Annotated in this window: 1 pseudogene; it reads left to right on the top strand. The window is 50.7% G+C overall.

The features are described from left to right. Positions 1-602: pseudogene (pbuO, locus tag ACWHAR_RS29425) on the top strand (hypoxanthine/guanine permease PbuO); the annotation flags it as partial.

Genomic DNA, 602 nt, shown 5'->3' with positions numbered 1-602 from the left:
TCGGGCTGTTTATTGCTTTTATCGGTTTGCGTCAAGCGGGAATTGTGGCAGCTGATGAGTCAAACCTGGTCACTCTCGGCAATCTGCATTCACCTGGTGTTATCTTAACGCTGGTCGGCCTTTTGATCAGCGTGGTCCTGATGGTGCTGAATGTAAGCGGCGCTTTATTTATCGGAATGGCAGCTACCGCTTTGATCGCCTTTTTCACCGGTCAGCTCCATCTTCCAAAGGGATTTATGTCGCTTCCTCATTTGCCGGAAGGATTGATGATCTCAAATCCATTTACCGCTTTTGGCGATGTCATTCATCACGGCCTGTACGCTGTCGTCTTTTCTTTTCTATTAGTCACCATTTTTGATACGACAGGCACGATGATCGGAGTTGCCGAGCAAGCCGGGCTGATGAAAAACAACAAGCTGCCGAACGTGCGAAAAGCGCTGCTTGCTGATTCAACCGCGACGACAGTAGGAGCTGTTTTCGGCACAAGTCCGACGACCGCATTTATCGAATCTTCCGCCGGTGTCGCAGCCGGGGGAAGAACGGGGCTTACGGCTTTGACTGTCGCGGTGATGTTTGCGGCTTCAATGTTTTTCAGTCCGCTT

This window comes from Bacillus sp. LR--39 (assembly GCF_053613335.1).
The sequence above is the reverse complement of the archived record's forward strand: the minus strand, read 5'-3'. Positions and strand labels throughout refer to the sequence as shown.